Origin of the sequence: Streptomyces sp. NPDC048623, from assembly GCF_040650755.1 — a bacterium.
Taxonomy (GTDB): Bacteria; Actinomycetota; Actinomycetes; order Streptomycetales; family Streptomycetaceae; genus Streptomyces.
The window spans coordinates 15274-37340 of sequence record NZ_JBEZHV010000022.1 but is presented as its reverse complement, the minus strand read 5'-3'; the positions used below and the strand labels follow the sequence as shown (position 1 = coordinate 37340).

At 70.3% G+C, this 22067-nt stretch carries 19 protein-coding genes and 2 pseudogenes; 12 read left to right on the top strand and 9 right to left on the bottom strand.

Annotated features, from left to right (window positions below; translation table 11 throughout):
* The first annotated feature begins 59 nt into the window (after window positions 1-59).
* On the top strand, window positions 60-887 hold the full coding sequence (locus AB0C73_RS27475; RefSeq protein ID WP_362535269.1) for a hypothetical protein: 828 nt from the start codon (window positions 60-62) through the stop codon (window positions 885-887).
* Between the two features lie 627 nt (window positions 888-1514).
* On the opposite strand, the gene AB0C73_RS27470 is transcribed toward AB0C73_RS27475, so the two are convergent.
* Window positions 1515-2165: a DUF4360 domain-containing protein gene (locus AB0C73_RS27470; protein ID WP_362535266.1), complete on the bottom strand. Its 651-nt coding sequence runs from the start codon at window positions 2163-2165 to the stop codon at window positions 1515-1517.
* Window positions 2166-2438: 273 nt separating this feature from the next.
* Between AB0C73_RS27470 and AB0C73_RS27465 the strand changes: the two genes are divergently transcribed.
* Together AB0C73_RS27465 and AB0C73_RS27460 are read left to right on the top strand one after the other, a co-directional pair.
* Entirely contained in the window at window positions 2439-2609 is a 171-nt protein-coding gene (locus tag AB0C73_RS27465) for a hypothetical protein (RefSeq protein ID WP_362535263.1), read from the top strand.
* 429 nt (window positions 2610-3038) lie between these two features.
* Window positions 3039-5381, top strand: coding sequence for an Orn/Lys/Arg decarboxylase N-terminal domain-containing protein (locus AB0C73_RS27460; RefSeq protein WP_362535261.1), 2343 nt, complete (start codon window positions 3039-3041; stop codon window positions 5379-5381).
* Window positions 5382-5607: 226 nt separating this feature from the next.
* Here the strand turns inward: AB0C73_RS27460 and AB0C73_RS27455 are convergent, their stop codons facing one another.
* Entirely contained in the window at window positions 5608-6735 is a 1128-nt protein-coding gene (locus tag AB0C73_RS27455) for a MerR family transcriptional regulator (RefSeq protein ID WP_362535258.1), read from the bottom strand.
* 658 nt (window positions 6736-7393) lie between these two features.
* On the bottom strand, window positions 7394-7864 hold the full coding sequence (locus tag AB0C73_RS27450; protein ID WP_362535256.1) for a DIP1984 family protein: 471 nt from the start codon (window positions 7862-7864) through the stop codon (window positions 7394-7396).
* Window positions 7865-8386: 522 nt separating this feature from the next.
* Here AB0C73_RS27450 and AB0C73_RS27445 point away from each other — a divergent pair.
* A complete protein-coding gene (locus tag AB0C73_RS27445; protein WP_362535253.1) occupies window positions 8387-8734 on the top strand; it encodes a hypothetical protein in 348 nt (115 codons plus the stop codon).
* Between the two features lie 613 nt (window positions 8735-9347).
* Complete coding sequence (locus AB0C73_RS27440) at window positions 9348-9662, top strand: hypothetical protein (protein WP_362535250.1); 315 nt, start codon at window positions 9348-9350, stop codon at window positions 9660-9662.
* A gap of 490 nt (window positions 9663-10152) precedes the next feature.
* Here AB0C73_RS27440 and AB0C73_RS27435 read toward each other — a convergent pair whose 3' ends face one another.
* Window positions 10153-11082 carry a hypothetical protein gene (locus tag AB0C73_RS27435; RefSeq protein ID WP_362535248.1) on the bottom strand — a complete coding sequence of 310 codons (930 nt, stop codon included), beginning with the start codon at window positions 11080-11082 and terminating at the stop codon, window positions 10153-10155.
* Between the two features lie 344 nt (window positions 11083-11426).
* Here AB0C73_RS27435 and AB0C73_RS27430 point away from each other — a divergent pair, with 344 nt between their 5' ends.
* Together AB0C73_RS27430 and AB0C73_RS27425 are read left to right on the top strand one after the other, a co-directional pair.
* The gene (locus AB0C73_RS27430) at window positions 11427-12152 is read left to right on the top strand and encodes a DUF4241 domain-containing protein (protein ID WP_362535245.1); all 726 of its coding nucleotides are present in this window, start codon (window positions 11427-11429) and stop codon (window positions 12150-12152) included.
* An 81-nt stretch (window positions 12153-12233) separates the two neighbouring features.
* Window positions 12234-12653, top strand: coding sequence for an ankyrin repeat domain-containing protein (locus tag AB0C73_RS27425; RefSeq protein ID WP_362535242.1), 420 nt, complete (start codon window positions 12234-12236; stop codon window positions 12651-12653).
* Window positions 12654-12670: 17 nt separating this feature from the next.
* Here the strand turns inward: AB0C73_RS27425 and AB0C73_RS27420 are convergent, their stop codons facing one another.
* Both AB0C73_RS27420 and AB0C73_RS27415 read right to left on the bottom strand, forming a co-directional pair.
* Complete coding sequence (locus AB0C73_RS27420) at window positions 12671-13870, bottom strand: IS110 family transposase (protein WP_362535529.1); 1200 nt, start codon at window positions 13868-13870, stop codon at window positions 12671-12673.
* An 820-nt stretch (window positions 13871-14690) separates the two neighbouring features.
* Window positions 14691-15284 (bottom strand): TetR family transcriptional regulator, encoded by a 594-nt coding sequence (locus AB0C73_RS27415; RefSeq protein ID WP_362535239.1) that lies wholly within the window; start codon window positions 15282-15284, stop codon window positions 14691-14693.
* Window positions 15285-15421: 137 nt separating this feature from the next.
* Here AB0C73_RS27415 and AB0C73_RS27410 point away from each other — a divergent pair, with 137 nt between their 5' ends.
* The 3 genes and pseudogenes from AB0C73_RS27410 to AB0C73_RS27400 all read left to right on the top strand — a co-directional run.
* Window positions 15422-16345, top strand: coding sequence for an SDR family oxidoreductase (locus tag AB0C73_RS27410; RefSeq protein WP_362535236.1), 924 nt, complete (start codon window positions 15422-15424; stop codon window positions 16343-16345).
* A gap of 88 nt (window positions 16346-16433) precedes the next feature.
* Window positions 16434-16769: an alpha/beta hydrolase fold domain-containing protein gene (locus AB0C73_RS27405; protein WP_362535526.1), complete on the top strand. Its 336-nt coding sequence runs from the start codon at window positions 16434-16436 to the stop codon at window positions 16767-16769.
* A 160-nt stretch (window positions 16770-16929) separates the two neighbouring features.
* A pseudogene (locus AB0C73_RS27400) lies at window positions 16930-16977 on the top strand (hypothetical protein); the annotation flags it as partial.
* 78 nt (window positions 16978-17055) lie between these two features.
* On the opposite strand, the gene AB0C73_RS27395 reads toward AB0C73_RS27400, so the two are convergent.
* Window positions 17056-17736 carry a helix-turn-helix domain-containing protein gene (locus AB0C73_RS27395; protein WP_362535234.1) on the bottom strand — a complete coding sequence of 227 codons (681 nt, stop codon included), beginning with the start codon at window positions 17734-17736 and terminating at the stop codon, window positions 17056-17058.
* 106 nt (window positions 17737-17842) lie between these two features.
* On the opposite strand from AB0C73_RS27395, the gene AB0C73_RS27390 reads away from it, so the two are divergent.
* Window positions 17843-18805 (top strand): NAD(P)-dependent alcohol dehydrogenase, encoded by a 963-nt coding sequence (locus AB0C73_RS27390; protein ID WP_362535232.1) that lies wholly within the window; start codon window positions 17843-17845, stop codon window positions 18803-18805.
* Here the strand turns inward: AB0C73_RS27390 and AB0C73_RS27385 are convergent.
* Window positions 18802-19977, bottom strand: a complete 1176-nt coding sequence (locus tag AB0C73_RS27385; protein ID WP_362535524.1) for an aromatic acid exporter family protein — start codon at window positions 19975-19977, stop codon at window positions 18802-18804. The two genes, AB0C73_RS27390 and AB0C73_RS27385, sit on opposite strands and share 4 nt — an antisense overlap.
* A 493-nt stretch (window positions 19978-20470) precedes the next feature.
* On the opposite strand from AB0C73_RS27385, the pseudogene AB0C73_RS27380 reads away from it, so the two are divergent.
* Window positions 20471-20962 (top strand): annotated as a pseudogene (locus tag AB0C73_RS27380) (class E sortase); the annotation flags it as partial.
* Between the two features lie 340 nt (window positions 20963-21302).
* Here AB0C73_RS27380 and AB0C73_RS27375 read toward each other — a convergent pair.
* Window positions 21303-21908, bottom strand: coding sequence for a dihydrofolate reductase family protein (locus tag AB0C73_RS27375; RefSeq protein WP_362535230.1), 606 nt, complete (start codon window positions 21906-21908; stop codon window positions 21303-21305).
* Between the last annotated feature and the right edge of the window lie 159 nt (window positions 21909-22067).

The window sequence follows — 22067 nt, the reverse complement described above, 5'->3', positions numbered from 1 at the left end:
CGGTCCGTCAGGGTAGGGGGTGGTCACCGACAGGGGAAGACACGGGAAGGGGTACGGGAGTGAGCGAGGAGACCCACAGCGAGACGTACGCGGAGCTGGCCGCCGTCGGTCCGTACGGCGTGCGCCCCGGCCACGCGCTGATCACCATGGTGGAGCCGCATCCGGGCCACGAGTACGCGTACAACCGCTGGTACGAGGACGACCACTACTACGCCGGCGCGATGGCCATGCCCTGGATGTACGCCGGCCGGCGCTGGGTCGCCACCCGCGAACTCCAGGAGCTGCGCTACCCCGAGAAGTCCGCGGTCGCCCAGCCGGTCACCGCGGGCGCCTACATCTCCACGTACTGGATCACCGAGGGCCGCTACGCCGACCACATGAAGTGGACGGTCGGGATCAACAAGCGGCTGAACCGCGATGCCCGGGTCCACCAGGCCCGGACCCACGTCTTCACGTCGTTCCAGGACCACGAAGTCACCGTCTACCGTGACGGCGCCGCGGGCCCCCGGGACTTCCACGCCCTGGACCACCCGTATCGCGGCCTCGTCCTGCAGGTGATCGACGCCGAGAACGAGGGGAAGCGGGCCGAGCTCCTGGAGTGGCTGCGCTCCCGGGAGCTCCCCCGCCGGGTCGCGGGCTCCCCGGCGGCGATGGTGACCGTCTTCCGGCCGACCCCGCTGCCCGGCGACCGCATGACCTATGTGAAGCAGGTCGAGGGCGTCGACACCCGGCTCACGCTGCTCTGGTTCCTGGAGGCGGACCCGCGCGAGTGCTGGGAGGAGCACTTCACCGGGCTCGACGCGGGCGGGCTCGGCCGCATCGAGCTGGTGGCCCCGTTCATCCCGACGGTGCCTGGAACGGACCGGTATGTGGACGAACTCAGGTGACGCGTCGGGGCAACACCGAGTCCTTCGCCGTCGATACCGGCTTCCGGGGGCCGGGTGTCATCCGAGACGAGGCCGGCCGGAATGAGAAGGATGAGGCGTGAGCGCCACGACGCAGATGCTGCCGATGAGCGAGCTGTGCCAGGACCTTTACGGCCTGTCGGCCGCTCCGCAGGAGGCTTTCCTCAACTACGGCAAGGCCCTGCTGGTGATCGCCGGCGCCGGCGCGGCGGGATCATGCCGTGGGCACCGCGGCCGAGTTGTCTCGCGGGGGATCCCGCGCCAGGCAACCCACCCGGCCGTCGGGAACTCTGGTACGTCGACCGAGCACGGGAAGAGCGGACCAAGGAGCTTGCCGGGCAACCGTTGGGCGGGCCGTTCATCGACCAGGGCCGGTGAGTCTTGCTCTCGCGTCCGCGGGGCCCGGATCCAAGCCGATCGACGGGCGACTGGCTCATCGACTTCCAGTCCGACCTCGTCGGCCGGCGTCGGCTTGTGGATGTCGTGGTGAAGGCCGGGTCCGCCACGCTCACCATGGAGTGTTTCCCGCGTCTTCGGGGCAGTGCGCTCGGGAAGCAGAGCAAGGGGCCCGGCCGGGGAAGGGCGAGTCCGGCCGGGCCGGGCACGGTGTCAGCCCTTGGGGCACGCCTTCCACGCGAGGTGGTAGACGGTGCTGATGTCACCGTCGGTGGAGTCCATGGTCATGTAGCTGGTGGTGGCCGGGTCGGACGTGCCGGCGTTCACCCGGAGCTCGGTGTTGATGTTGAAGTTCCGCTGCACACCGCAGGGCGCCCACACCAGCTGCGCCCAGTCGGTGTCGTCAGTGGCCTGCCAGTTGTCCTCGTACGGGCCTCGGAAGGTATGCACCCGGGATGCGGTGCTCGGCGAGCCCTGGAAGTAGTACGAAGCCTTCTCGGTGCTGCTCGCTCCGGGCCGGAGAGACGCATAGCCGCGGTAGTCGGCGCTGGCGATGGCGTAGGTGAACCCCTGGGGCACATGCACCAGAAGGTTGAGCTGGCAGTTCCTGCGGGCTGCGGTGGGGGAGGAGGCGCCGCCCGCCTGCGCCAGGTACTCGCTGTAGGTGACGGTGAAGGCGGTGTTGTCCTCGGACACGGCGACGGCGGCGCTCCCCAGGGGACAGCCGGAGCCGTTCACCGTGGCGATGTCGATGACGATCCTGTCCGGGGGCGGGTCGGCGATCGACGAGGGGCTTGCTTGTGCGGGCAGGACCGAGGCGAACAGGGCGATGATCGTTCCGCTCACCAGTGAGGGGATTCTCATGGTTCTCCCATCCAGTGCTGCTTCGGTGCCGGGCGAGCGCGGGCGCATGGGAGCGGCCCGGTCGCGGGCTGGGGGGTGCGGCGCGCCACAGAGCCGGGCGGCCGTCACGGACCTACTGCGGAAGCCCCGCCGGTACGAGCGGGAGCGATTGAATGCTAGAGGCCCGGCCGCGCAGGAGCAGGACGGAGCCCGGCCAACAATCGCCCCGCGAACGGCCCTTCCTCTGGCTCGGAACAGCGGGTGCCTCCTCAGGCACCGACCTACACCCCGCCGGTGCGGCTGGTGTTCCACACAAGCCGCTGGCCGACGAGAACCCGCGGCCGCGCGGATCCGGACGCGCCGACGAAGCAGCGGCACACCGTCCAGCAGATCTTCGATCGTCCGGTGGACGAACACGGTGCTGATGACATCGTGAAACCTCTGGTCCGCACCTCGGATCGATGACGATCACTGCGGTGGCGCGGCCGGAGACGACGTCGACGTTCCCCGGTCCTGCTGGGCGGCGGGCACTGGCTCCGCGCGGGGAGGCTCGTGCGCTGTCGCGCCGGCCATGCCCTGTCGCGGCTCCGGGCCCGCGCCGCCCCGGTCGTACCGACCGACGCGCACGAGGCGCGCCTGTGGCCGGCGCTGCCCGCGAGTGCCACGCGGCCGGAGGCTCTGCCGCGGCCGCAGGGTGACCCCGCTCCACGTCGTAGTCGGACAACCGGGCCTGACCGGGCGGGCTTCCGCACCGCGGCCCGCCAGGCGGCCCGGGTGAAAGTCGATCGTCGCCGCCTCCATCGGGTGAGTTCTCTCGAACACCGATGTCACCGCACCGCGTTGACCGGTTACGTACGTGGCATACATCGGCAACATGGTGAGGGAAGGCAGGTCATGGGCACAGGAACGGTTCTGTTGGCGACGCGGGAATCGGGTGCGCGCGCCGGAGCGGTCAGTGAACAACTGCGGAGGATCGGCAAGGAACTGGAGAGCCAGGGCTTACTGGTGCGGTGGGCGGCCGACGCCCGGGACGCACAGGCCGTGCTGCGCACGGAGGCAGGACTCGCCGGAGCCCTCGTCGCCTGGGACCTGGACCCGCAGGCCGCACCCGGCACCCCGGAAGGCGGCGGGGCGGAGGTCCTGACGGCGATCGGGCAGCGGTTCAAGGACCTGCCCGTGTTCCTGCTGATGCCCCAGGACTCGGAAGGCGAGTTCGAGCAGCTCCCGCTCTGGGTCGCCGAGGTGGTCACGGGCTATGTCTGGGCCTTGGAGGACACGCCCGCCTTCATCGCGGGGCGGGTGGCCGCCGCGGCGCGCGCGTACCGGGACGGTGTGCTGCCGCCGTTCTTCAAGGCGCTTCGTCGTTTCGACGACGCGCACCAGTACTCGTGGCACACACCGGCGCACGCCGGCGGGGTGGCGTTCTTGAAGTCGGCGGCGGGCCGGGCCTTCTTCGACTACTACGGCGAGCGGCTGTTCCGTACGGATCTGTCGATCTCGGTCGGGGACCTGGGCTCGCTGTTCGAGCACAGCGGTCCGATCGGTGAGGCCGAGCGCAACGCCGCCCGCGTCTTCGGCGCCGAGCGCACGTACTTCGTGCTGCACGGGGACTCGACGGCCGACCGCATGGTCGGCCACTTCAGCGTGATGCGCGACGAGATCGCCCTGGTGGACCGCAACTGCCACAAGTCCGTGCTGCACGGCCTGGTGATCTCCGGCGCACGCCCCGTCTATCTGGTCCCGACCCGTAACGGATACGGACTCGCGGGCCCGCTGCCCCCGGCCCGCACCGACGCGGACGCGGTCACCGCACGCATCGCCGAGCACCCGCTTGCGGCGGAGGCCCTCTCTCCGCAGGCGCAGTACGCCGTGCTCACCAACTCCACCTACGACGGGCTGTGTTACGACACGGTCGAGGTCGCCCGTGCGCTGGCGCCCAGCACGCCGCGGCTGCACTTCGACGAGGCGTGGTTCGCGTACGCCCGTTTCCACCCGCTGTACGCGGGCCGGTACGGGATGGCGGTCGGCCCCGACACCCTCGACGACCCGATGCGGCCCACGGTCTTCGCGACCCAGTCCACGCACAAGCTGCTCGCCGCGCTCTCCCAGACCGCGATGGTGCACGTCAAACCCTCGCCGCGCGCGCCGGTCGAGCACGAGCGGTTCAACGAGGCGTTCATGATGCATGGCACCACCTCGCCGCTGTATCCCGCGATCGCCTCGCTGGACATCGCGACCGCCATGATGGACGGCCCCCAGGGACAGTCGCTGATCGACGAGGCGATCACCGAGGCCATCCGCTTCCGCCGGGCCGTCGTACGCACGGGCCGCCGCATCGCCGCCGCGGGCGACCGGCCCGGCTGGTTCTTCGGCGTCTGGCAGCCCGACACCGTGACCGATCCCGCCACCGGCGAGCGCATCGACTTCGTCGACGCCCCGCCCTCCCTGCTCGCGTCGGACCCACGCTGCTGGCAGCTGGAGCCCGGCGCCGACTGGCACGGCTTCGAGGGCCTGACCGAGGGCTACTGCATGCTCGACCCGGTCAAGGTGACCCTCACCTGCCCCGGCGTCACCGCGACCGGTGACACCGGTGACTGGGGTATCCCGGCGCGCATCCTGACCGCCTACCTCGCCACCCGTGGCATCGTCGTGGAGAAGACCGACAGCTACAGCACGCTCATCCTGTTCTCCATGGGCATCACCAAGGGCAAGTGGGGCACCCTCATGGACGCCCTGATGGACTTCAAGGCCCTTTACGACGGCGATGCTCCGCTCCAGGAGGTGCTGCCCGCCCTCGTGGACGCCCATCCGCACCGCTACACCGGCCTCACCCTCAAGCAGCTGTGCCAGGACATGCACGAACACCTCACCGAGTCCGAGCTGATCGACGCCCTCGACACGGCCTTCCGCGAGCTTCCCGAGCCGGTCGCACCCCCGCAGCACTGCTACCAGCGCCTGATCCGGGGCGGGACCGAACGCCTGACCCTGGCCGAGGCGGCCGGCCGCGTCGCCGCCGCGATGGTCACCGTCACCCCGCCGGGCATCCCCGTCCTGATGCCCGGCGAGGCCATCGGCGCCGCCGACGGCCCACTCCTGCGCTACCTCGGCGCCCTCGAAGCCTTCGACCGCGCCTTCCCCGGCTTCCACAGCGAGACCCATGGCGTCACCATGGACCCCGCCACCGGCGACTACCTCATCGAATGCGTGCGGCCCTCACGGACGGAGAACCATTCCTGAACCCCACCGCGCGCTGAAGGCCCGGCCGGTCGCTGCCGGCCGGGCCCACTCCGCCTGTGCATGAACCCATCAGCAGACGCGGAAGGCGGGTTGCCGACCGCGGCAGTGCACCCCACCTGCCGGAAGCGGGATGAAGAGAAGAAGGCGGCCAGGCGTCGGAAGAGGGCTCCGCCCTCTCCTGCCGTCTGGCGGAGAGATCCTCGTCCGGGCCCGGTGGTGGGGGAGATCAGGCCACGAGCAGACGCAGGCCCAGCTCTGCCGCGTCGAGCGCGACGAGGTCGCGGTTGCGTTCGGCCCACCGGCCCGAGGCGAGGTCCTCGCGGAGGCCGTTCACCGCCCGCTGCTCGGCCTGCGGCCCGACCCTGGTCCACACCGACACCCCACGGCGTACCTGCTCGTCCAGGTAGGCCTCGGGCCGACGCCAGTGGGCCTCGAAGAAGCCGTCGCAGCAGTCCCAGGGGATGAGCACCGGCTCCGCGCGCCCCTCGATCGCGCGGGTCATGTCGGCGAGCGACGGCCAACCCGAGAGAAGGTCGGCGAACTCGGGCAGGTAGTCGCGGGTGAGCCAGAACCGCTCCAGCCAACCGGTCGTACTGGCGTCGTAGGTGAACACCACCACGCGGCGGGCGACCCGCCGCATCTCGCGCAGCCCGGCGATCGGGTCCGGCCAGTGGTGAACGGTGCTCACCGCCATGGCGGCGTCGAAGGACTGGTCGGCGAACGGCAGACGCTCCGCACTCGCGGCCACGCAGGGCGCCGCGCCCACAGGACGCTGCGCCCGCATGACCGCCGACGGTTCCACCGCCGTGACCTCACGGTCCGGTGGTTCGTAGGAACCGGTGCCGGCCCCGACGTTCAGGACGGTCCGGGCGTCTCCGAGCGCCTCCCAGATCCTCGCGGCGATCCGCGGCTCGGTGCGCCGCGTCGCGGGGTAGGCGGAGCCGATGGACTCGTACAACTGCGCTCCGAACGCCTTGAGTTGCTCCTCGGGTGACGTTCTGATCCCCATGGCCCGCGCCTCCAGTTCGTTGTCGATGGCCGTCACCATGGCGGCAGCACGGTCGCGCTGGTCCACCAGCAGGCCGCGCAGCCGGCGCAGGTGCGCGACCGCGTCGCTGGCCGGGTCGTCCACGAGTTCCGCGATCACACGCAGTCCGAAGCCCAGCCGCCGGTAACCGAGCACCTCCCGCAGACGCTCCACGTCGGCCGCCGAGTAGGCCCGGTACCCGGACCCGGTCCGCGCGGACGGCTGGACGAGGCCTATCTCGTCATAGTGATGCAGGGTGCGGACGCTCACGCCGGCGAGCTCGGCCACACGTCCCACGGTCAGATGCTCTTCCACGTGACAGACCATGCGGCATGACGCCACGTGAGGGTCAAGCGTCCAGTGGTGCTACCTCTCTCTCGCTGCATGGCGTGAGAGGGGGGAGCCGGACAGCGGCGTACGCGAGCGGCATCCGACCCGACAGGGCCCCCGCGCAGGCGACTCGGCAAGCGCTCACGGCGGATGGGCGGCGAGCATTGCGCAGGACCCGCGTCCTTCTCTGCTCGCAGGAGTTCCCGCATGCCGTGGAACGGCGCAGGTCAGGCAGTCTGCTCCCCGTACCCACGGGGATGGTCCCGGCTCCACCGAGAGGAGCTGTCCGGCTGAGGATCACCGGACGATCGAAGTCGATGCTGTAGCCGGGGTCGTGACCGTCTACCGGGCTCGGAGTGACGATGTAGCTTCCGTACTTCGGTGACAACCTGAACCCGCCCGACGGCTCAGAGGGTGGTGCTGCGATGTGGAAAGCCCCGAACCCGCCCTCGCCGCCTCGGACCTGCACGTGGTGATGTGCTGTGCGAAATGCACCGTTACCTGTACGCGGTGCTGAGCTGCACTGTTAATGGGGAGTCGAACCCCAGCGTTGCCCTTCACGCACCAGGAGTGGGCCGGAAGACCGCCGGCCCTCGGTGTGTGCACGCCTCCGAAGCTGCTACCTGCTCCACATCGTTCCAACCGGCTGGACTGCTCAGTCCAGCAGATCGACCTCCCAGTTCGTACGCTGGATCCGCACATCGACCTCTCGGATCTCCCGGGCGAGTGCATCCGCCTGACCGCGCAGCTCCGCGACCGGAAGTGCGGAGAGCATCATCAGCTCGGACCGAAGCTGCCGGCCGTATCCCCGCTCGCCCTTACCCGCCGCCGCGTCCGCCGCTGCGGTGACCACGGAGTGACGCAACCGCAGGACATCCCGGCGTGCGAGGGCATCGGTGAGCGTGCCGTCCGGACCCATCTCCACGGTGGCATTGGTCCGGTTGATCCGCCGGATCAACGTTTCCAGAGCGTCCAGTACCTCACCGGCCTCAGCCAACAGTTGAGCCGCGTCCTCGGCGGGTGTCTCCCCTTCCTGGTACCGCGCACTGTCGACGACGCGCGCTCGCAGCTGCTCTACACGGCGCGTCGCTTCCGCACGTTCTGCCAGTGCCTCGGCAAGCTTCACTGTCGCCACCTTCCCCCGCATGAGCCGGCACGAGTATACGAGTGCTAACCAGCTCGTACGCATTCCGTCGCCGGACTTCCCGCATTCCGACGGTGAACTGACAGGCCATCGAAGTCAGCGCCAGCTCGGCGGAACATGGTGCAGCTCCTTGCGCAGTTCCCAACCGGCCGGTCGGTGCTTGGGCTCGAACCATGCAGATCCGGCATCGAGCCAACGGTCACGAAGGTGCCGTGCGTGAGTCACGGGGTCGCCTCCGATGCCGGACTCGGTCCCGCAGCACCCATCGATGACGAACACGGCCAGGCCGTGCTCGTCGAAGCACACCTCGCCGACGTCCAGCCCGCAGACCCGGCACACAGTCTCAAGCCCAGTCTCCGTAGGCGAAGCCTGCGGACGCTGCCGATCAGGACATTGCTCGGGGAGCAGTTTCTCGTGCCGTCGGCGCGTTACCGTCCTTCAGACTCGCCACGCTCGAGTGGCGCATCTACTGGAGGTTGTTCATCGGTGAAGGTTGAGGACGTCATGAGCTTCCTCGTCGATCGCAGGGCCCCGAACGTGACTCCTGGATACGTCGCGGAGCAGTTGCTCTCCATGTCCTGGATCATCGATCCCAAGGACGGGGCACAGATCTTCGAGACCGGGAAGGAGTGGCTGAAGTCGGACGACCCGTTCCGGGTCGAGGTCGCAATAGGCCTGGAGAGCACGACCTATCTGGCCGACTCCTGGGAGGAGCTGGTCGAACTGGCCGAACCCCTCAAGGAGAGGTTTCCCACGATGGTCGCCGACATCGACGCCTGGATGGCGAGGGCTGAAGCCTCGTACGAAAGACGCCGGAAGGGTTCCTACTGGGACGACTACAAGCCCTGCTGACGCCCCCTTCACGATCGGGCACCGCTTCCTCGCACCTCCTGGCGAGCCGCTCCGACTCCCGCTTCAGCTCTCGCAGCCCCCGGGCTACCGCAGACCGACCGGCTGGCGGGTGCCCACACACGGGCGGGACGATCCACGGCGTGACCGGATGGATGCGCCACACCCCCGCGCCGGGCGGAGTCTCCGCCCGGCTCTCCCGAATGGCTCCCCGCTGACATGGGGATGCCCCCATCTCCCGTAACGGGCTCGCCGGACGCACCTGTTTCCGCGTCTGTGGGGGGGCGACGGGGTGTCGGCGGAGCGGCCGGTCCCGTGGGCTTTCCGATGGTGTGAGCTGTTGCCCTTTTCGGTGCCAGACCTTACGTGAGCAGGACTTTCGCAACAGTCGTACGGGAGACATGATCGTGGCGTGAGGCCGGCAACCGCCGTCCGCGGCTCCGCGTCTGTTGTGTGAGTCAGCTTTTGCGGCCGGTTTCGGGCCGTTTCGATTATGGAGGTTGCCGTCGACATGCTCGTGACCGCCGCGAACGCACCGCAGGCACGCCCTCGCCGTAGGCGCTGGCTGGGGCCGGCGCTGTCGGGTTTGGTGTGCGGCGTCGTACTGACCGGCTGTTTGGTCACCGTTCTGCGCTGGCCGCAGGACGAAGTGACCTACCGCAGCGCTGCCCCGTCTTCGCTGATCTACCCGGACGAGGCACCGCACCACCTGGCCCTGGTCCGCCGCAGCACCCTGTCCGGGACCGACACCTTCCGATTGTTCATCGGCAGGCAGCCCACTCCCGCCTACGGGCACTGGCTCGACGTCGACGCCGCCCTCGGGCAGCAGGGGGTGGAGTCGACCAAGTGGACGCGAGAAGGCGTACGGGTCCGCTTCCCGGAGGGGCACGAAGTCTTCGTACCCGCACGGGCGTTCCTCTACGGCAGGTGACACACCGGTCCATGGCCGGGGCGGGCTGGAGCCCGGCCGGTGCTGCAGGTCTCCGCGTCCATCGGAATAGTCACGCCTTCCGGGAATTCGTACGTCAGGAATGTCATCGTTCTGCCAGAGGGGAACCCACCGTGGATTCCTGCACCGGGGCTGCGTGCTCCGGCGTGAACCCGGTGTAGGCGAAGGGCCCGCTGGTGTTCTCGACGATGCTGACGGTGAGCCACAACTGGTGCGGCTCGGCTGCACCGCCAGGGCCGTGCGGAGCATCTCTGGCCCCGTGCACGTAGCCCGCGGCTTCCGATTCGCCGCAAGCCCGAAGCACTGCCGGTCCGACCCCCGCTCGCGAATCGACACCAGGCAGTACGTGTTGACGCCCGGCATCCAGACAATGTCACCCGTACCCGCCGGCTGGCCGCGCCGCAGAACCGCCACCTCGGACGTCGCCGGAACAGCCTGACCCGCGGGGAAGCCCGCCCAGAAGAAGCGACGTCTAGGGAACGTGTGCGGGCTCCGGAACGCGTGCGGCCTCCGGCAGGGTTACGGGCTCCGCCCCATGGCTCTCCGGGGCACCGAACCACGCCACCGTCACCGCGCCCGTGACCGCGAGTACGAAGCCGAGGACGGCAAGCCAGGCGAAGCCCGGGCGGGAGGCGTCCCCCAGCCACCACACGCCGATCATCCCGGGCAGCACGGTCTCGCCGACCACAAGTGCCGCGGTCGCCCCGTTCACCGAGCCGATCTGCAGAGCGACCGTGTGCAGGTACATGCCGCCGACGCCGGCGACGAGGATCGTGTACAGCGCCGGGTCGGTCAGGAGCGCGCCCGCGTCGAAGGGGTCGATGCCGTTCAGGATCCGCACTCCGACCCCGAGCGCGCCGAAGCCGAGCCCCGACAGGAGGCCCGCGAGGATCGCCGCCCGGGCGCCGAGTGCCCGTACGAGGAGGGTGCCGCCGACCACCAGCAACAGCGAGATCGCGAGCAGCCACCAATGCGTGGCGATCGGGGTGCGCCCGCTGCCTTCGGGGCCCGCCGCGCTCGCCAGCAGCACCAGGGCCGAGCAGACCACACCGATCGAGATCCACTCCGGGCGGGTCAGCCGGATACGGAGCAGCCTCACGCTGAGGACGGCCGTGATGACCAGGTTGGCGCTGATCACGGTCTGGGACAGGAACAGCGGGAGCATACGGGCGGCGAGCGCGCCGAGGCCGAAGCCGACGAAGTCCAGGATCGTGCCCGCGATGAACTCCCAGGTCATCGCGGCCTTCGCGGTCGACGACAGACTCGGCCCGCCGTGCTGGGTGACCTGCTTCGCCGCGGCCGCCTCGCGCTGGGCGGACTTGCGGGAGCCGACGGCCTGCAGGACGGATCCCGTGCCGTAACAGATCGAGGCGGCGACGGCAGTCAGCAGTCCTATGAGCACCAGCAGGCTCCTTTCATACGGTGGGGGCGGTCCGCCCGTTTCGTTCTCTGCTTGGCAGACGTCAGATCAGGCGCCCGCGTTGCCTCACACCTCGGCGGAATCACGGTTGTGACAGGCTGCGGAATCTGTCGCAGGTCTCAGCCTCCCGTGCAGCTCAGGTGACATCGACTGCCACGTGAGCCCCCGCCTTCGCAAGGAGCTCACCGGCCTCGACCACTGCTCCCGCGTCCGCGGGCCTCGACTCGGCGTGAGCTGGGGCATGTGTCGGGCGGTCGGCAGGCTGTCAGCGGCCGCGCGTAGATTCCAGGTCGCCACCCGGCCGGGTGGCGAGGAGGGAGTGAGAGATGGAGTGGGTCGGGGATCCCAGGCTGGCTGCCGGGCCCGAGGCCGCCGGGTACCTGGAGGCAGCCTTCACTCCCGGCGCTCAGCTGGGCACGGTGTACGACGATCCGACGACGCCGGTAGTCGTCACGGGCATCGAGGAACTCACGACGATCCGCGTGCCCAGCGGTCGGCTCGTCGTCGATGCGCCCTGGCACGACGACGAGGTCTACAACTACCAGCGAGGGCTGCCGACACCGCCCCCGCGGGAGCTGGCGGTGAAGATTCCCCCAGGGGTCTACCCGGTGGAGATCGCGTGGACGGCGGGCCCGTACGAGTTCATGGGCGAGCACTGTGACGGTATCGAGTGCGCCGCGACGCGCTTGTGCATCAGCGACGAACCCGTCGTCGGATGGGAGATGGGCCTGGGCGTCGAGGACGACACCGACCGGCTTCAGCCAGGCGATAAGCCACGGTTCTACTCCGACGCGAATGTCGGCTGCTTTGCCGACGCAGGTGCGTGGACGGCCTTGGCCGCGCCGTTTCGCACGTTCACAGACGGCGTCCCTCCCCCGCGCAACACCGAGCAGCTGGCCAACGGTTGCGAGCGGGTACGCGATGCGTCACAGCACGCGGACCTGGTCACCTTCGGGGCCGAATCGGGCGGCATCGTCTGGCTCGGGCGCACGAAGACCGGCGACATCGCAGCGATCGTCGTCACCAGCGGCCTGCCCGGCGCGAAAGCTTGATGGGAGTGGATGGCGTGGTTGGGGCGGTTGGTTGGGGGGGTGCCCCTATCTCCTTCGTCAAGCTCGGAGAGGATGGGCACCATGGCGGATGTGGGTCAGGGGCTGGACTGGATGGGTCGCACGGGGGTGCATTACTGCGCCGTGCAGGGAGATGCTGCAGGCTTGAGGGAGGCGCTGGCGGGTGGGGCGGATCCGGGCCTTGCGGACAAGGCGGGGATGACGCCGTTGCACTTCGCCGCGCAGTCCCAGAGCGCGCTGGCTGCCGAGTTGCTTCTGGCTGCGGGCGCGATGGTGGATGTGGGCGACCGTAACGGCAACACGGCTCTCTTCGACGCGGTGTTCAACTACCGGGGTGATCCAGCAACGCTCCGGGTGCTGCTGGCGGCCGGAGCCGATCACGAGCGAGCGAACGCGAAGGGCGTGAGTCCGCGTGGTTTGGCCGACCTGATCGGCAACTACGACGTGGCGGTTCACGTCCCTGGCGCAGGCGAGGACCGGTAGCCGACGATCCGGCTTGCTCATGATGCTGCCGCTGGGCGTGACTCGTAGAAGGTTCCGTCACGGAGCATGGCGAAGAAGACGTCGGCCCTGCGGCGGGCGAGGCAGAGCAGGGCCTGGGTGTGGTGCTTGCCCTGGGCGATCTTCTTGTCGTAGTAGGCCCGCGATGGCGGGTCGCCCAGGGCGGCGAACGCGGAGAGGAAGAAGGCCCGTTTGAGCTGCTTGTTTCCCCGTCTGGAGGGCTTTTCGCCGCGGATCGAGGAGCCCGGGCTCTGGGTGGCAGGGGCGAGGCCGGCGTAGGCGGCGAGGTGGCCGGCGGTGGGGAAGGTGCTGCCGTCACCGACCTCGATCAGGATCCGGGCTCCGGTCCTGACGTCGACTCCGGGCATCGACGTCAGGACCTTGGGAAGAGGGTGGGCCTCCAGGAGTTCCTCGATCCGCCCGGCCAGGAGTTTGCGCTGGTCAAGGACGGCCGTCAGGGATCCGGCCAGGCTTGGGACGATCAGCGCGGCCGCCTCGGTCCCCGGGACGGTCACGGTCTGCTCGTCCAGCGCGGCGAATATCTCCTCGACCAGCCGCTCGGCCATCCGCGGCGCCTTCGGCCGCAGCAGGGTGACCAGCCGCCGCCGGCCGGTCTTGCGGATCTGGGCCGGTGACCCGAACCGTTTCAGCAGGGTGAGGACGGCCGGGTGCTGCAACCGCGGCCCCAGCACCCTTTCCAGCGACGGATGGATCTGAGTCATCAGGCCATGCAGCCGGTTCGCGACCCTGGTCGCTTCCCCTGCAAGGTCGTCGTCGAACCCGACGATCATCTCCAGCTCGGCGATGGTCTCGTCCTCGCCATCGATGGCCCGCAGCGTGTGGGGCATTGCGCGGGCCGCGTCCGCGATGATGAACGCGTCCCTCGCGTCCGTCTTCGCTTCACCCGGGTGGAGGTCGGCGATCCGCCGCATCGTCAGACCCGGCAGGTAGGCGACCGGGCAGCCCATGTCCCTCGCGACCGCCAGCGGCAGGGCACCGATCGAGGCCGGCTGGTCGACCACGACCAGCACCGTTCCGTGCTTGGCCTCCAGTTTCGCGAATAGCTCGCGGAGCTTGGGCTCGGTGTTGGGCAGCCGCTTGTCGAACGCTTTCTTCCCGGCCGGTGTCACGGCGGTGGCGTGGTGTTCGCCCTTGCCGACGTCCAGGCCGAGGAAGACGTCGATGTCGCCGGTGTCGATCACGTGCAGGCCCCTCCATCACGCTTTCGTCCGGCCTTGCCAGGGCACCGAGCTGCCACATCCACGTTACGGAGAGCTCTTCCGGCTCGGGTGAAGCCGGTGCTCAAGCCCCTCATCAGCGGTCCGTCGATGCCTTCGGACCCGGTGACACCACCCCCCGGATCATCAACTTCAACAGGAGGGGGAAGTCATGCCGGACCCGAAGGCCGGAGGCCCCATTGCGGAGCCACGAAGAAGGTAACGGGGGGGACTGGTCTGTTCCAGTGACCCGCTCGGTCCAGGGACCCCTGCCGCGGGTGCAGCAGTCCGTCGGTGCCCACGACGAGCGAGATGGGTGCCTGCCGGGCAACGCATCGGGTTCTCACGAGTGCCTCGTGGTAGAGCTTCACGGACTCGTCGTAGCTCGACGGACCGCTGGAGCAAGCGGTGTGGCGCCTGCAGCGAGCGGGAGCGCGAGCGCGCCAGCGTGTGGCGGTTGTGCATGGCTGTCCCCACCGTGTGAGGGTCGGACTGCCGCTCGGCCACGAGCGCGGATGCCGGCATCTCGATCCACGTCACCTTGTGGCGCCCTTGGGGTTGCCCCCTCTTCCCATGCCACGACGTGCTGATGGCGCTGCGGCTCACCATGGACGTCCGGCCTCAGTTCTGTCTGCTGCGCGAGGACGTCACTGTCGACGTCGCCGGCGTCGGGGCACACATCGAGGCGGCGTTCGAGACGGGCGACGGAGAGGACGGGCAGCCAGGGAGAGGATGGGTACCCGCGGGCCCGCTCGGGGTGCTCACCGAATTGATGCCACGTTCTCCTGTTCCGCCGGGAAGCTCACGTCGTCGGTTGCGACGGCATGACCGGCCGGGCCGGTGCGGTGAGGTGCCTGGCGGCGTCCAGGGTCTCCCGGATCTGCCCGGCGAGGGTGCGCTGGTCGGGGCCGTCGATCCACCGTTCGAAGGCGACCTTGAACGCAGCGATCCCGATTTCGGCCGCGAGTGCCGCGGTGGTGTCCTCCAGACCGCGTTCGCGAAGCGCGTGGGCGAGGGTGGAGACGAGTGCGGCCAGTTTGGCCAGTTCGCGTTCCTGCAGTTCGGGATTGGCAGCGATGACGGCCTGCCGCTGCCGTACCAGTTCTGCACGTTCTTCGAAGACGGGAGCGGCTTCGGTCAGGGCGTGGGCGATCACCTCCAGTGGCGCCAGCGAGTCGGCGGCGGTGGCCGTGGCGTGCGCGAGGACGTCAGCCAGGGCGTTGCGCTGGAAGAGGACTTCCCGCTTGTCGACGAAGTGCCGGTAGAAGGTGCGTTCGGTGACCTCGGCCCGGGCGGCGATCTCCGCCACGGTGGTGGCGTCGAAACCCTTGTCGTTGTAGAGCTCCATCGCCGCCTTCTCCAGGCGGCCTCGTGCGTCGGGTTTCCATCGGCTCATGCCCCGATCCTACCTGCCGATGACAGAATCTGACATCAGAGTGATGACAGGGTCTGACATGGGCGCTACGGTGATGTCACGAACTGACATCACTGCTCTCCGCCCCCGGTGGGGAGCCCGCAGCAGGAAGACACACCATGCGCGTATTGGTCACCGGAGCATCCGGACACGTCGGCTCCGCCGTCGTCCCCGAACTCCTCGAAGCCGGACACCAGGTCGTCGGCCTGGCCCGCTCGGACAAGTCCGCCGCCGCGTTGACGGCTGCCGGTGCCGAGGCCCACCGAGGCGATCTCGACGATCTCGACGGTCTCGCCGCGGCCGCCGCCGCTGCGGACGGCGTCATCCACCTCGCCTTCAAGCACGACGCCATGTTCGCCGGCGACTTCGAGGGCGCGGTCGCAGCCGATCTGCGCGCCATCGACACCCTCGGCAACGCGCTCGCCGGCACCGGCAAGCCTCTGGTGGGCACGTCGGGAACAGCGCTGTTCGCCTTCGCGGGCCTCAAAGACACCCTCACCGAAGCAGACGCGCTCGAGGCAGGCCCGCGGATCGACGCCGAGAACGCGGTGGTCGCACTCGCCGAGCGCGGCATCCGCTCGTCCGTCGTCCGGCTCACTCCGACCGTGCACAGCACGCTCGACCACAACGGTTTCGTTCCGACCTTCATCTCCATCGCCCGGTCCAAGGGCGTCTCCGCCTACATCGGCGACGGGGCCAACCGCTGGCCCGCCGTACACACGCTCGACGCGGCACGCCTGTACCGGCTGGCGCTGGAATCCGCGCCGGCCGGGTCACGGCTGCACGCCGTCGACGACGAGGGAATCACCTTCCGCCAGATCGCCGAGGCCATCGGCCGGGGCCTGAACCTCCCCATAGTCAGCATCCCGCCGATCGAGGCCGAGGCCCACTTCGGCTTCCTGAGCACCCACGCCCAGGCCGACAACCCGTCCTCGAGCACGCTGACCCGCGACCTCCTCGGCTGGAAGCCCGTCCAGCCCGGTCTCGTCGACGACCTCGCCCAGGGCCACTACTTCGGCGCACCGGCGACCACCACGCACTGAGCCACCGCTCCCACGCCCTCCCCCCGGTCCCCGCGCCGCATCCAGGCGGCGCGGCGGTACCGGTCCACACGACCTCGTCGACTACCGGCTGGCCCCGGAAACCGCAGCGCCCCGCGCCGCCGAGGACGGTTGCACCGCCTATCGGCGGATCAGCGACAACGCGACCGAACCCGGCATCGCCACCACCCGGGTCGGCCTGGCCGGCCGGAGCGGTGGCGGGGGCATCGCCGCCGCCACCGCCCTTCTGATCCGCGACCGCGGAACAGCTACCCCGCTGTTCCAACTGCTGATGACCCGATGCTCGACGACCGCAACACGACCGACTCGAGCCACGAGATCACCGACATCGGCATCTGGGACCGCGCGACCGACATCCTGGCCTGGCAGGCGATCCTCGGCGACCGCGTCGGCACTGACGACGTGACGTCCTACGGCGCCGCCTCCCGGGCGACCGACCTCGCCTGGCATCGTCTTCCGGGTCAACGGCCCGACGACGGACGAAGGGGGGCAGGCCGAAGGACGGCGCCCCACTGGTCTCCGCTCTCGCGGGTCTTCACACACGCGCCGGCCCATCCCCCGAACTGGTGGACACGCTCGCGGCGAGACCGATCACCGTGCTGGCGATGGACGCGGTGCCGCGCATCAGCCGCACCCAGTCGCTGGACGGGCTCTCGTCCATGGCCGACATCGCCGGTTCGCTTCGCCTCGCATCAGGCCCTGAAAGGCTGCTGTCTCCGCGAACTGTCGGCCGCGAGCGGGAGACTGCTCAGCGACAGTGCGCTCGGCGGGGGCAGTGCCCCGTGGGCCGCCTCGGCACGGAACGACTGGAGCAGATACGCCACCAGGCGCCGGGACGCCGAACGGTCATGCGGCAGAGCAGTGACCAGACCGCAGTGGGACAACAGGGCCACGGCGAGGTCGGAGGGATGGAAATCGGCCCGAAGCGCACCCGCCGCCTGGGCCCTGCGGACCAGGATCGTGAAGTCCCGCTCGACCTGTTCCCGTACCCGCGCGTGTTCCACCGTGCTGTCGGGGAAAGCCGCGACGAACGCGGCCGGGAACCCCCGTTCCTCCCGCTGAAGTTCGCAGACCGTCTCGACCAGCCGCTGGAAACCCCGCCACGGGTCGGGGTCGGCCAGCGCCTCGGTGAGCGCCCGGCCGCAGGTCTCCATCTGCTGTGCGAACGCGGCCCGCACCAGGGCGTCCCGGGTCGGGAAACGCCGGTACAGCGTCGCCACGCCGACCCCGGCCCGTCGGGCCACGGTTGCCATGGGCGTATCGATCCCGTGCTCGGCGAAGACCGCACGGGCGGCGACGAGGATGCGCTCCTGGTTACGCCGGGCGTCGGCCCGCAGCCTGGCCGGGCCCGCGATCCGAGAGGATTCCTCCACCACTGTTTCTCACCTCCGGTCCAAACGGACGATGTCGTCCGTTTAGGAGCCTACGCTCGGGGCCAGATCCCCCCCCGCACGGCCACTGGTGGCGAAGGTGAGAACGATGGACGACCGCACGATGAGAGCAGTACTTTTCGACCGCTTCGGCGGCCCCGAGGTGCTGTACGTGGGCCGGGTACCACGCCCCGAACCGGCGCCCGGCGAGATACTCGTGCGGGTGCGGGCGTTCAGCCTCAACGGCAGCGAATTGGCGGCCCGTTCCGGCCGGCTTCGTCTCTTCACCGGACGGAAGTTCCCGCAGCGCGTCGGGTTGGACCTCACCGGTGAGATCGCCGCACTCGGCGCCGGCGTGACGGACTTCGCGGTCGCCGACCGGGTGTGGGGCATCGTGGGCCGCTCCGGATTCGGCAGCGCCGCCGAGTATGTGACAGTCCGGGCCGAGCGGCTCGGCCGCGTTCCCGACGGACTGGATCTGGTGGCCGCCGCCGCGCTGCCGGTGGCAACCACGGCCATCACGGCGCTGCGCGACAAGGCCAGGCTGCGCCCCGGCGAACGACTGCTCGTACGGGGCGCTGCGGGCGGCGTCGGCAACGCCGCCGTCCAGCTCGGACAGGCGTACGGTGCCGAGGTCACGGCCCTGGCCCGCGCCGCCAACCTCGACTTCGTCCGCACGCTCGGCGCCCACCACGCCATCGACCATCGGACCGTCCCGCCAAGGGAACTGGGCCCGTTCGACGTGGTCCTCGACACCGCAGGCACCGACCTGCGGTCATTCCGGCGCCTGCTGACACCCGGCGGACGCATGGTCGCCATCGCCTTCGACCCGGCACGGCCCGCCGCCTCACTCGGCTACATCGCCGCCAGCGCCGTACACGGACGCGGCCGGGTGCGCTTCTTCAGCGGCAACCCCACGCGGGCACTCTTCGACGCCCTCGCCCGCCAGGTGGCGGAGGGGAGACTGCGCCCGGCGGTGGACACGGTCTTCCCGCTGGAGGAGACAGCGGCGGCACACCGGGCGCTGGAGGCAGGCGGTGTGCGGGGCAAGTACGTGGTCAGGATCGACTAGGTCTGCGGGGTCTGCGGGGTCTGCCCGGCCTTCCGGGAGCGGCCGGGACGGTGCCGGAGGGTGAGTCTGCGGCGGCGTTCGCGGCTCTCGCGGGTGTGCCGGTCGAGCTCCTCCATCAGCCGCCGGCCCCGGTGCTCGGGGTCGAGTTCGTCGAGGACGCGGTCCACTTCGGCAAGGATCGCCCCGTACAGCTGCCAGCGGACCGGCTCCCGCAGCGCGAGGGCGAGGAGCAGACCGGCGGCGTGGCCGCGACAGGCGCGGGCGGCGCGCAGTTCGCCCGCGAGCCGGGACTCGGCCGCCTCGGCCGCCTCGCTGCCGGAGGACGTGACGAGGACGGCGAAGCTGACGAACGCGTCGGCGGTGTGCTGCGCCGTCTCCTGGAGCGCCAGGGCGGCCGGTCCGGGCAGCAGCTCCCCGCCCTCCCGCTCCTTGGCGAGGTCGGTGAGGGTACGGGCGAGGACCCGCAGCACCACGGCGCAGATCTCCAGGGTGTCGAGCCCGGTGCGCAGCACGATCCGGTGGAGCAGCCCCTCCTTGACTCGCGGGTTGAACCGCAGGCTGTCCTCGGCCGTGCGCAGCGCGCCGTCCACGTCGGCCACGTCGTTGTCCAGCCGCCGCGCCTCGTGGAGGCGGGCCGCCGCCCGCTGGACCGGGGGCGCACCACCGAACTCCTCCGCCACGTCGATCAGCAGCCGGCGCATCCGGCGGGCCAGGTCCTCGATGGAGTCGCCGGCGGTCTCCACCCACACGGGCGGGGCGAGGACCAGGTTGAACAGCAGTCCGACGGCCGCGCCGATCAGGGTCTCCAGGACCCGGTCCCAGGCGGTGTGGGCGACCTGGGTGACGCCGAGGACGAGCATCGCGCTGATGGCGACCTCGGGCACGAACTCCTCGACCCGCACCAGCCGCCCCACGACGAGGGAGGCCAGGATGATCAGGGCGAGACTCCACCAGGAGAGCCCGACGAGCGCGCTGAAGGCGATGGCGATCAGCACGCCGACGACCACGGAGTTCACCCGGCGCAGGCTCGTGGTGAGCGTCGAGTAGACGGTGACCTGCACGACGAGCAGCGCCGTCAGCGGTGCGGTGAGCGGTGCCGGCTCGCTGCTGAGCCAGAGCGCGACGACGTAGGACAGCGTCGCGGCCGCTGTGGACCGGACGGTCTGCACCATGAACGGGTCGCGCCGCAGCCGCTCCAACCGGGCGGCGGCCTCGGCGCGCCGGGCACTCCACCGGCCGCGTCGCGTCACGCCATCCCTCGTCACGCCTTTCCTCGTCAAGCGTTCTCCCGTCTCGCTCCCGCTCCGGTCCGGGTCGGGGTCCCGGTCCCATGGCCTCCCGCCCGACCGTGCCATCCCGCCCGCGCTCGGGCACACGCGGCACGCCGGGCGCGCGCACCGGACGGCGGGGCACGTGGCGTGGAGAGGCCGGAGGCTCCAGGTGGCCGACCGGGCCGCCGAAGGCATCAGTGGTCGATGCCCATGCCCCGTTCAGCTCACCTCGCTCGCCCGCGCAAGGTCGTCGTGGTCGTCGTCGCGGCGCTGTTCGCCCTGCTGACGGGCAGCTCCCCGGCCGACACCGCCGCCGTCTCGGACAAGCGGCAGGCCCCCCCGACGCCACCCCAACCCTCACCCTCGCCGACGCCCACTGTCCGGTCTCGGGGTCGCCGAGCTGTACATACCGTCGATCGGGGTCTCCGGCCTGCGGGTCGTGCCGTACGAGGGGACGACCGACGACCGGGCCGGCACCCGGATACAGGACCGCGGGATGGCGGTGAGCCCGCACGGGAAGCGGGGCGGCGCCGGGCCGGGCGACATCGGCAACTACCTGGTGACGGCGCACCGCCTCTCGGCCGGCGGTCCGCTGCGGGAGTTGCCCTCCGTCGCGAAGGAGGACCAGGTGCTCGTGGAGGTGGGCGGCCGGGTCTACGAGTACCGGATCATCGAGACCCGGTCGACCTCCTTCCGCTCCGCCCGCTCCCTCGGGGAGCAACGGGCCGCCGTGCCGGGCTCGCCCGGTGAGCGCCCCACCGAGGCGATGATCACGCTCTCCACGTGCGCGACCCCGGAGGACAACGCGGCGGGCAACTTCTGGCGGGACGCGCAGGGCAACCCGGAGCACCGCATCGACAAGATCGGTGTCCTGGTCGCGGCCCGGACGCCCAGTGACCCGTCGCAAGCCGCCGCCCAGTGCCGTCGTCCGGCATCACTCCGCGCGCAGGCCCGCACCGTGTTCGTACGGGCCGCCCAGTCGGCCGGGAGCAGCACCCCGGCGAGGGCGAGTCCGGTGAGCAGCGACGCGCCGTAGACGTCGAGACCGACGGGCGGGATGGTGCGGTGCAGGGCGACGCCGAGCGGTACGCCCACGGCGCCCGCGACAACGCCGAGCGGCCGGACCCGGGCGTCGAGCCGCTCCGCGTAGCTCCGGACGCCGCCGGAGGGCCGCCGGCCCGTCGGCGCCGGCCTGGCGGCCGTCCGGACCGGCGGACGGGGTGACGTCACGCGGGGACGCTGAGCGGCGGGTGCTCGAGCACGCGGGGTTTGTACTCGACCAGCTGGATGCGGCCGTCGAAGGTGCGGTGCTCGATCATCTCGAGGGCGACGTCCGGATAGCCGTCGTAGATGCGTTCTTCGCCGGTGGCCCCGGTGATCACCGGGAACATCACGACCCGGAAGCGGTCGACGAGTCCGGCTCGTAGCAGGGACCGGCTCAGGCTGAGGCTGCCGATCGTGCTGAGGAGCCCCGGGCCACTCGACTTCATGGCGCGGACCGCCTCGACGGCGTCGTCTCGGACGAGCGTGGAGTTGGCCCACGTCAGAGGCTCCTCGAGTGAGGAGGAGAACACCACCTTGGAGGCTTGCGTGAGCTCGTCGACGGACGCCTCTTCCTCGGGCCTGAACTCGTCTTGGCCGTTGGGGACCTCGCCTGCGGCGAAGCCCGACATCAGGCGGTAGGTGTTCGCTCCCATCAGGTAGGTGGCCTCGGGCTGCTCGCCGAGCCATGCAAGGTACTCGGGGCCCTCGAGGCCCCAGAACCCGGGCCATCCCTGTCCCGATGCGTGGCCGTCGAGGGAGGTGATGAAGTCGACGAGAAGCTCCGACATGGCGGTGTCCTTCCTGGGGTGTCACGAGCTTGGACCGGCCGGGAGCCGAAAGCTCATCGCCGCGCTGTGGAGCAACGAGAAAATCCATGACGCTGCAGCCGATCAGGTCGGCGGGGCGGCTTCTTGCGCGGCTGCGGCCAAGCCGATGGCCCCACCACG